Here is a 10,280-nt window from a genome sequence, read left to right on the forward strand (position 1 = left end):
TGTTCCTGCTGGCGACCCAACTGGCGGCCAGGTTGCGCGAAACCAGCCGCAAGGTGATCGACCTGGCCTTCCTGGATGTCACCGGACGCATCGCCCGCACCCTGATGGAGCTGGCCCAGCAACCCGATGCCCTGACCCACCCCGAGGGGATGCAGATCCGCATCACCCGACAGGAGCTGGCCAAGATCGTGGGATGCTCGCGGGAGATGGCCGGTCGGGTGCTCAAGGAATTGGAAGAAAAGGGGCTGATCACGGCCCATGGCAAGACCATCGTGGTGTTCAACGCCCGGTAACGGGCGCCGGCGACCTGCCTGTTACGCTTCCGCCTCCCGGATCACCGCCAGGAACTCCAGCCCGTAGGACTCCAGCTTTTTCTCTCCCACCCCCGAGATGTCCGCCATGGCCGCCAGGCTATGGGGACGCACCTGGGCCATCGCCTGCAAGGTGGCGTCGTTGAACACCATATAGGGCGGCACCCCTTGCTCGTCCGCCAGCCGGCGGCGACAGCCGCGCAGCGCCTCGAATAGACGCTGATCCTCGGGACTGTCCAGCTCCATCGCCCTTGAACGACGCGGTTCCCGGCTGACCCTGGGCGGCCGGGTTTCCTTGCGCAACATCAGGGGTGCCTCCCCCCGCAATACGGGGCGGCAGGATGGGTTCAGGTGGAGTCCCCCATGGCCTTCCAGGTCCACCGTGAGCAGACCGCGGGCAATCAGCTGGCGAAAGATCCCCCGCCATTCATTCACGGCCAGATCACGGCCGATACCGAAGACACTGAGCCGTTCATGGCCAAAGCCCCTGATGCGCTCATCCTCCTTGCCCCTGAGCACGTCCACCAGATAGTTCACACCGAAGCGCTGTCCCGTGCGATGGACGCAGGACAGGGCCATCTGGGCCGGTACCGTCGCGTCCCAGGTTTGCGGCGGTTCAAGGCAGTTATCGCAGTTGCCGCAGGGTTCGGCGCGCGGTTCGCCGAAATAGGGGAGCAGGGTCTGACGACGGCAGGTGACGGTCTCGCACAGACCGAGCATGGCATCCAGCTTGTGGCGCTCGACCCGCTTGTGGGATTCATCGGCATCGGAGGCATCCACCATCTGTCGCAGGGTGATCACATCCTGCAGGCCGTAGCTCATCCAGGCGTCCGCCGCCAGACCGTCACGCCCGGCACGGCCGGTCTCCTGATAGTAGGCCTCGATACTCTTGGGCAGGTTCAGGTGGGCCACAAAACGGACATTGGGTTTGTCGATGCCCATGCCGAAGGCGATGGTGGCGACGATGATGATGCCTTCTTCATTGAGAAAACGCCGCTGATGAGACTCGCGGACCCCGGCGGGCAGGCCGGCATGGTAGGGCAAGGCGGTAAGCCCCTGCCCGGTGAGCCAGTCGGCCACTTCTTCCACCCGTTTGCGGGACAGGCAATAGACGATGCCGGCCTCATCCGGGTGGGTGTCGCGGATGAAGCGCAGCAACTCTCGCCGGGCATTGCCGGGGGACTGGTTGATGCGATAACGAATGTTGGGACGATCAAAACCGCTGATGAACACCCGGGCCTGATCCAGGCACAAGCGGCTGCGGATTTCTTCGCGGGTACGGGCATCGGCGGTGGCGGTGAGGGCGATGCGCGGCACTCGGGGCCAGCGTTCGGCCAGCAGGGAGAGCTTGATGTATTCGGGGCGAAAGTCATGACCCCACTGGGAGACGCAATGGGCCTCGTCGATGGCAAATAGGTTGATGCGAACCCGGTCCAGAAGGCTCAGCGTGCGGTCGGTGAGGAGGCGCTCCGGGGCGACGTAAAGCAGGTCCAGCCGCCCATCCAGCAGTTGGGTTTCCACGGCCCTGGTTTCATCCGGTGTGAGGGTGGAGTTGAGATAGGCGGCGCGCACCCCGGCCTGCCGCAGAGCAACCACCTGGTCCTGCATGAGGGCAATGAGGGGAGAAACCACGATCCCGGTGCCGGGCATCGCCATGGCCGGGATCTGATAGCACAGGGACTTGCCGCCGCCGGTGGGCATGAGCACCAGGGCGTCCATGCCCTGCAGCAGGGTCCGGATGACCTCATCCTGAGGGGAGCGGAACTGATCGTAGCCGAAGGTACTGCGGAGAATGTCCTGGGGGTGATCGTCCATCGGTTCCCTCAGATGGCGACCCGGGAGATGCCGGCAGCCTGGTCGCGAGCGGCGCGACGGGCACGGATGCGATCCCAGACCTTTTCATGGAAGTGATAGGCCACGGTGTTGATCATCGGTTCGATCAGGGCAGCGAGCCCCCCGATCACGAGGCTGCCGGTCAAGGCGTAAACCACGACAAAAGCGACGGTGAAGTGAACAACGGCGAAGGTGGCGGTCTTGGTCATGGCGGCGTCTCCCGAATCAGATGTGTCCTTGATTGAGAGAATAGCTAAATGAGAATGATTATTGAAATTGATTCTTGCAATCTCCCTGATAGGATACTGGCCACCCAAAACCGTTCATCCTCTGCATGCTCCCCCCTCATCCCCGGCCCTTCTCCCCCAAGGGGAGAAGGGAGAATACTCCCCTACCCTTTGCGCCAATGAAGCTGGGCAGTGCCTTCCCATCCCCCTCTCCCCGCCGGGGAGAGGGTTGGGGTGAGGGGCGACACGGTAGGGAAAATCTTCAATCAAGACTCCGCGAGGCGATCTCGTACACGTCCCGGGACAGTCCCGGATGGGCCACGATCCGCTCCAGACAGCGCCGCATCGAGCCCTGACGCGCCTCATCAAAACGCCGCCAGCGGCTCAGGCTGCTCACCAGCCGGGCCGCGATCTGCGGGTTGAGCGCATCCAGAGCCAGGACGTTGTCGGTGATCAGCGTGTAACCGGACCCATCCAGGGCATGGAAATGTACCGGATTGGCCATGGCAAAGGTACCCAGCACCGCCCTCACCCGATTGGGATTGCGGATGCTGAAGCCGGGGTGGGCCAGCAATTTCTCCACCCGCGCCAATGCCCCCGGCGCCGCATCCATCGCCTGCAGCCCGAACCACTTGTCCAGTACCAGGGGCTCGTCCCGCCAGCGGGTCTCGAAATGGGCCAGGGCCTGATCCCGTTCATCACCGGGGCAGTCCAGCAAGGCCCGCAGGGCACCCATGGCATCGGTCATGTTGTCGGCGACATCGTAATGGGTCCGGGCCAGCGCCACCGCCTCGACCGTGCCGGTGGCACATAGATAGGCCAGACACAGATTGCACAGGCGACGGCGCCCCATGGCCGTCGCATCCATGCCCTCGGCACCCGCCATGGCCTCATAGACGGCACGGAACCGATCCCCCAGGGTGGCGCCCAGGGCCTGACGCAGGAACTGTCGGGCCTGATGGATCGCATCCACGTCCACCACCGCCATCTGCTCCGCCAGATAGCCCTCTCCCGGCAGGGTCAGGGCCTCGGCCACCAGGGCGGCATCCAGTTCCCGATTGGCCAGCACCTGGCCAAAGGCCTGCTCAAAGCGGGCATCCAGCTCAAGGGGCCGCCCCGCCTGGATGGCCTGGATCAGTCCCTGCAACACCTTCAGGGCAAACTGCTGGCCCGCCTCCCAGCGATTGAAGTCATCCGTGTCATGGGCCATGAGGAAGGCCAGCTGCGCATCGGTGTAGGGAAACCGCAGATTCACCGGGGCCGAGAATCCCCGCAGCAGCGAGGGGACCGGCGGCTCCGGCACATCCTGGAATACAAAGACATGGGTGGGTGCGGTCAGCTCCAGGGTGCGCTCACCGGCAACGGCACTGCCCTCCCCCTCCAGGCGCAGGGGGATCTCCTGCCCCTGGGCATCCAGCAGGGCCATGACCAGGGGAATGTGCAGGGGCAGCTTTTCCGGCTGGCCCTTGGTGGGCGGGCAGGACTGGCGCACCGTGAGCCGGTAGGTGGCGGTCCGCGGGTCATGCTCCCCGTTCACCTCCAGCAACGGCGTTCCGGCCTGGTCATACCAGCGGCGGAACCGGGAAAGATCACGGGCATTGGCATCTTCCATGGCCTTGACGAAGTCGTCCGTGGTCACCGCCTGACCATCATGACGGTCGAAGTACAGGTCCAGCCCGCGGCGGAACCCCTCCCGGCCCACCAGGGTCTGGATCATGCGCACCACTTCGGCACCCTTTTCATACACCGTCATGGTGTAGAAGTTATTGATCTCGATGTAAGACTGGGGGCGCACCGGGTGGGCCATGGGGCCGGCATCCTCGGGGAACTGCAGGGTGCGCAGGCGTTGTACGTCACCGATGCGCTTGACGGCACGCAGGCTCTGGTCGGCGGTGAACTCCTGGTCGCGAAAGACGGTCAGCCCCTCCTTGAGGGAGAGCTGGAACCAGTCGCGGCAGGTGACCCGATTGCCGGACCAGTTGTGAAAATATTCATGGGCGATGACGCTCTCGATGGCCACGAAATCGTCATCGGTGGCGGTATCGGGGCGGGCCAGCACGTACTTGGAATTGAAGACGTTGAGCCCCTTGTTCTCCATGGCCCCCATGTTGAAGTCGTCCACCGCGACGATCATGTAGATGTCCAGATCGTATTCCCGGCCGAAGGCGTCCTCGTCCCAGCCCATGGATGCCTGCAGGGAGCGCATGGCGTGGTCGCACTTGTCCAGGTTGTGACGCTGCACGTAGATGCGCAGATCCACCTCGCGTCCGGAGCGGGTGGTGAAGAAGTCCTGCCGGCAGACCAGATCCCCCGCCACCAGGGCAAACAGATAGCTGGGCTTGGGGAAGGGGTCGTGCCAGACGGCGAAGTGGCGCCCCTCGGGCAGGTCGCCGCTGTCGGTGAGGTTGCCGTTGGAGAGCAGCACGGGGTAGCGGGCCTTGTCGGCCTCGATGCGCACCGTGTAGACGGCCATCACGTCGGGTCGGTCCAGGAACCAGGTGATGCGCCGGAACCCTTCCGCCTCGCACTGGGTGCAGAAGTTGCCGCCGGACACATAGAGGCCCTCCAGCGCCGTGTTGGCCGCCGGGGCGATGCCCGTCTCCAGGCTGAGTTCACAGTGCTCGGGCAAATCGTGCAGGGTCAGGGTCTCGCCTTCCAGATGATAGTCACCCGACTGCAGGGGACGGTCATCGAGACGGATGTCGTGGAGCACCAGATCCTGGCCGTTGAGCTGCAGGGGAGCCTCCCCCTGACCGTTGCGCACCAGGGTCAGGCGGGATCTGACCCGGGTATCCTCCGGGTCCAGCACAAAGCACAGGTCCACCGAGAGGATACGCCACCGCGGCGGTGCGTAATCCTTGAGATGGATGGCGGCGGGAACGGTCTCTTTCATCATCTTGTGCGAACAACCGGGTTGAGCGTGTGCCTGACTTCCATGGTGCACTATAGCGTTTCGGGATGGGGGGCGTCCAAGCTTGCCAAACGGACAGTCCTTAACGATCATAGCCCCATACCCGACCACTGCACCAGGATATACCATGAGCACACAGGCACGGATCGAGCAGAAACTGTTCGAGGGGCTGGACCCTGTTCATCTGGACGTGCTCAATGAGAGCAACAAGCACAACGTACCGCCGGGTTCAGAATCCCATTTCAAGATCACCGTCGCTTCGCCCCGGTTCGAAGGCCTACGCCTGCCGGCACGGCATCGGCAGGTCTATGGCCTGTTGGCGGAGGAGCTGTCCGGGGGCGTTCATGCCCTGGCGCTGCATACCCTGACACCGGAGGAATGGGCGGCCCGGGGAGGCCGGGTGGCCGAATCTCCCCCGTGCCGGGGCGGGGGGAAGCGACGGCGATCGCCCCCCTGAATCCGGCTTCGATGGCCGCCCAATCCATGGCGGCCCGCGGCGCGATGCACTCCACCCGGCTATCACGGCGCCAGACCATGGGTTCGGTGCTGAATCGCCCTTCCGCCCAGTCGAAACGCTGCCATTCACGGCCGGTCCGCAGTACCCCCTTGGCCCGGAGCAGGTCCCGCCAGGGCGAGGCCGTGAACAGGGCCTGCACCCGCGATAGGTCAAAGCACTGCCCATGGTCAAAGTGCCAGCCCCGGGCGGTATCCGCCGCCGGGGCCTGGGCGCCTCGGTCCAGCGGACGCAGGATCGGTCCGGGGGCACCCACGGCCGGCAGGTCCAGCATGGCCGCATCCACCTCGCCCCGCCGGGCATGAATGATCGCCCGCTTGGGCGGATAAAGGCCCTTGAGGTGATCGTCCAGGGCCTGAATCTGCTCCGGGGTGGAGACGTCCGTCTTGTTGATGATCACCACGTCCGCCAGGCTGATCTGGTCCCGGTAGATGGCGGAACGGGAGAGACGATCCGCGGAAAAGCCGCCGGGATCAACCACGCACAGGCTGTTGCCCGGGGTGACCGCCCGGGCCAGCCAGGGATCCCGCAGGGTGTCGATGATGCCGGCGGGATGCCCAAGACCCGTGGGTTCCAGCAGCAGGCGGTCGGGACGGATGTCCCGCAACAGCCGTGTGAGGGCCACCCGCAGGCTCATGGCTCCGGTACAGCAGATGCAGCCGCCGGCCACTTCCCTGACCGGCACCGCGTCCGTGCCTGCCGACGCAATCACGGCGCCATCAATGCCCACCTCGCCGAATTCGTTCACCAGCACCGCCCAGCGCTCGTGGGCCGGCCGCTGACGGAGCAGGTGCAACACCGTGGTGGTCTTGCCGGCGCCCAGAAAGCCGGTGATGAGATTCAAGGTGGCGACGGGGGTCGGGTCATCCGGCAGAGTCATAAAAAACGGTCACTCTTCGTCGTCATCCCCGGGCACCCCGCACCGGCCGAAAAAGTCGTAGTGATCAAAGGCTTCGCCGATGCCGCCCGCATGGGTGGCATCGGCGAAGTAGACCCGTTTGAAGCCGTAGAGATGTTCCAGCTCGGGCTGGTGATTACCGACCACCACCCCCAGGGTACTGCCCCGCAGCATGTCCTCGTCGTTGCCCGAGTCCCCGGCCACCAGGGTGTGGTCCAGGGGGATGCCCCACTTGTCGGCAAAGTAGCGCACGGCAAAGCCCTTGGAAGCCCGCACCGGCAGCAGGTCCAGGAAATGGTCATGGGAATAGATGATGTTGGCGTGCAGGTCTTCCTGGTGCAGCAGCCGCTCGATGTCCTTCATCCCGGGGGCCTTGGTCGGGTCCACGAAGAAGCTGAGCTTGTGACGCCGCTGATCCACCGCCGGCTGCGAGGTGATGCCCGGCAGGTCCAGCAGCAGACGGCGCAGGGCCTCCGGTGACCAGCGGTGGTCGATGTGCCGGGACCAGCCCTGGTCCTCGGTCATCTCCGGGCCGTAATGGATCTCGGCACCCACGGAGGTGATCATCACATCCGGCGTGGGCACCCCCCATTCCTTGAGCACCTGGATGGCCGAATCCAGACGCCGGCCGGTGGCGATGCCGAAGGCCACGCCCCTGCCCTGTTCCTTGAGCCTTTGCAACATGACCCGCAGGGCGGCCCGGTCACCCAGCAGGGTGTTGTCGATGTCGGAGATCAGGGCGCGATCCGCCTGGGACAGTTTGCCGGAGAGGCGCTGCTGACCACGGCGATGACGGCTGGCCTCCCGACGCAACCCCTTGAGCCGCTTGATGTAGTTGTCCGCATGGCCTTCCCAGGCATAGTGCTTGCGCACGCCCTTGAGCCCGTTGTCCGAGAGACGCTTCCAGCGCGCCGGGTCACTGATGATGCCGTGGATGGCCTCCGCCATGGCCCGGCTGTCCAGGGGGTGTACCAGTTCACCGCTGTTGCAGTGCGCCATGATGTCCCGGGGTCCCCCGTCTTCCGTGGCCACGATGGGGGCGCCGCTGGCGCAGGCCTCGATCAGGGTCAGGCCGAAGGGTTCGGTCAGGGCGGGATTGACGAAGACGCCCCGGGTGCGGGTCACCAGACGGTAAAGATCGGGCACATCGTCGGCACTGTGGTGCTTGGGAAAGGCCACGGAGCCGTAGAGGTCATGGTCATCGATGAGCATCATCACTTCGGTGAGGACGTCGCGAGCCCCCCGGTCCATCTCGCGGATGCTGTCCCGGTTGCCGGCGACAATGACCAGGTTGGCAGTCTTGCGCAACTCCGGGTGCTCCGCGTAGGCCTTGACCAGGGTGGGGATGTTCTTGCGCTCGTCGGGGCGGGACAGGGCCATGACCATGGGCTTGTCCGGGTCCTTGAGAAAGCGTCGCAGGGTCTGATAAATGGTCGGCCGGGGAGCGCGGGCCCTGGGGGGATGAAAACGGCTCAGGTCCGTGCCCGGTGGGATCACCACCATGCGTTCCGGCCGGTAATGGTCATAGAGGGCGTACTGTTCATCCACCTCCTGCCGGGTACTGGCGATGACCATGTAGGCATTGCCCAAAACCTCTTCCTCGGCTTCGATGCGACGGCTGATATGGTAGCGACGCTCGATATCATCCGACGAGGCCCCCTTCTCCAGCAGACGTTCCCGCTTGATCCTGCCCAGGGAATGGCCGGTCTGCACCAGCGGCACCCCCATCAGGCCGGCCACCCGCACGGCCACATGCCCGGCATCGGCATAGTGGCCGTGCACCACGTCCGGCATCAGGCCCACCTGGCGCACATGCTTGATGGCATTGTCGGCAAAGCAGTCCAGATAGGGCCAGAGCTTTTCCTTGCGCAGATAGCGGCGCGGGCCGCAGTCCAGGCGGATGATGCGCACCCCGTTGCCCAGGTCCTCTTCCGGCTGGGCGTAGTCGTCGGCGACCCGATTGTCCACCACCCGGCGGGTGAGCAGGTCCACACGGCCGACTTCCGGATGGGCGCCCAGGGCCCGGGCCAGTTCCACCACGTACTTGATCTGGCCGCCGGTATCGGCATCGCGCCCCAGTTCCAGTTCATCCCCACGGACCAGGCCGTGGATACTGATCAGAACGATATACAGGCCCTCGCCCTGACGGGCCTTGCTTTGTGTCTTTTTCATGATGGTGTCTCGTATCCCTTGAGGCTCAAGACGTCCAGGGTGGACGGGTCCTCGATGAACTTGTGTGCCAGGATCAGCGCGGCGGCCGACCAGGTCTGGTTGAAGTTCGAACGCCGGCCGATGAGACGGCCGTTGCGCCCATCGTAATATTCCGGCCAGCCGTTGGCGTAGAGACGGGGGGCGGCGGTGTCATGGGCACGGCGGGCCAGGTCTTCCCGACCGGCATGGAGGGCGGCGGCGACGAAGGCCCACAGCAGGGCCGGCCAGTTGCCGCCGTTGTGATAGGACCAGGGGATGTTCTTGGGATCGGAGCCGGTCATGAGCCGCCATTCGTCCCCTTCCATGGCCGGGAAGCAGATCTTCACCGGCATCATCCCCGCCAGATCACTCCAGCGCTGGTCGAACAGGGCCATGACGCGCTTCCCCTGCTCCGGGTCCGCCAGACCGAACAGCACCGCCAGCAGGTTGCCCAGGGAGAAGAAGCGGAAATCCATCCGTCCCGGCCCCAGGTTGCCCACCAGATAGCCGGTCTGCGGGGGCAGCCAGTCGCTGACCCAGTCGGGGATGCTCTCCGGGTGAATGTTCAGGGCATTTTCCGAATCATGGCCGAAGATCTCGGTACGGTAGCGATGGATCCGGTTGAGCCGGTCCTCGTCCAGCCAGTAATAGTGGCGCACGTACTCGGTGAGCTGGTCCAGGCGCTTGCGTGACTGCAGATGGATGGCCTGATTTTCCGGGTCGTCCGGGTCCAGCAGTTCCAGGGCCGCCCGCAGGGCGCCGAAGAACAGGGATTGGATCTCCAGGGGGTGACCGTAGACCCCCATGCGCCGGTCGATCATGAATGAGCCGTCGGGCACCAGCAAGGTCGGGAAGATCTCGAAACGGTCCTGCAGGCAGATATTGAGGATCATGCGCACGCCCCGGCGGCACTCGGGGGAACGGGTGAAGGCGGTATCACCGCTGACCCGTTCGTAGGCCACCAGCAGGATCAGCCACCACATCATGGAATCCACCGGCGCCACCCGGCCGATGGCCCGGTCGCCGAAATCGGTATGGATCTCCTCTACACCGGCCTCGTTGCACAGCACCCGAAAACTGGCGGGCATCACCTTGGCCACCGCCCGATGACCCTCCACCTCTTCCTGCTGGTCCCGCAGCTTGAGCACCAGGGCCAGGAAATCGCGAACGATCCCGTGGTGCCCGTCCAGCAGGAAGACCAGGCCGGAAGGGACGAAGTCCCGGACAAAGCAGTCGGCGTAGTTGTCGGCCGGCGCCTGGGCATCGAGACTGGCGATGGTTCCGACCACCCGGCCCTGATAATGTACCTGGGAGGCCTCCAGAAGGCGGTAGGCGGAGCTGATGGGGTCGGTCAAGCGGGGGTCTCCCTCGTCATATCGGTCTTTGAATACCTCGG

7 protein-coding genes and 1 pseudogene are annotated in these 10,280 nt (G+C 64.8%); 2 read left to right on the forward strand and 6 right to left on the reverse strand.

From position 1 onward, the window contains the following. The coding region (locus LQ952_RS14285) for a helix-turn-helix domain-containing protein (protein ID WP_238623297.1) at positions 1-293 on the forward strand (293 nt) is incomplete at its 5' end. A 21-nt stretch (positions 294-314) separates the two neighbouring features. Here the strand turns inward: LQ952_RS14285 and recQ are convergent. The 3 genes from recQ to pepN form a co-directional block, all read right to left on the reverse strand. Further along, entirely contained in the window at positions 315-2,126 is a 1,812-nt protein-coding gene (recQ, locus tag LQ952_RS14290) for a DNA helicase RecQ (protein ID WP_238623298.1), read from the reverse strand. Between the two features lie 8 nt (positions 2,127-2,134). Next, on the reverse strand, positions 2,135-2,353 hold the full coding sequence (locus LQ952_RS14295; protein ID WP_238623299.1) for a DUF2061 domain-containing protein: 219 nt from the start codon (positions 2,351-2,353) through the stop codon (positions 2,135-2,137). 280 nt (positions 2,354-2,633) lie between these two features. After that, entirely contained in the window at positions 2,634-5,264 is a 2,631-nt protein-coding gene (pepN, locus tag LQ952_RS14300; RefSeq protein WP_238623300.1) for an aminopeptidase N, read from the reverse strand. A 145-nt stretch (positions 5,265-5,409) separates the two neighbouring features. Here pepN and LQ952_RS14305 point away from each other — a divergent pair, with 145 nt between their 5' ends. Beyond that, positions 5,410-5,739 (forward strand): BolA family protein, encoded by a 330-nt coding sequence (locus tag LQ952_RS14305; RefSeq protein WP_238623301.1) that lies wholly within the window; start codon positions 5,410-5,412, stop codon positions 5,737-5,739. Between the two features lie 49 nt (positions 5,740-5,788). Here LQ952_RS14305 and LQ952_RS14310 read toward each other — a convergent pair. From LQ952_RS14310 to LQ952_RS14320, 3 genes and pseudogenes are all read right to left on the reverse strand, one after another. Continuing rightward, positions 5,789-6,676: pseudogene (locus LQ952_RS14310) on the reverse strand (CobW family GTP-binding protein); the annotation flags it as partial. A 9-nt stretch (positions 6,677-6,685) separates the two neighbouring features. Next, positions 6,686-8,866: an HAD-IIB family hydrolase gene (locus LQ952_RS14315; protein ID WP_238623302.1), complete on the reverse strand. Its 2,181-nt coding sequence runs from the start codon at positions 8,864-8,866 to the stop codon at positions 6,686-6,688. Then, positions 8,863-10,239, reverse strand: coding sequence for a glycoside hydrolase 100 family protein (locus tag LQ952_RS14320; protein WP_238623303.1), 1,377 nt, complete (start codon positions 10,237-10,239; stop codon positions 8,863-8,865). Before LQ952_RS14320 ends, LQ952_RS14315 begins: the two co-directional genes overlap by 4 nt. Positions 10,240-10,280 lie beyond the last annotated feature (41 nt).

This window comes from Ectothiorhodospira lacustris (assembly GCF_022227785.1).
GTDB lineage: Bacteria > Pseudomonadota > Gammaproteobacteria > Ectothiorhodospirales > Ectothiorhodospiraceae > Ectothiorhodospira > Ectothiorhodospira lacustris.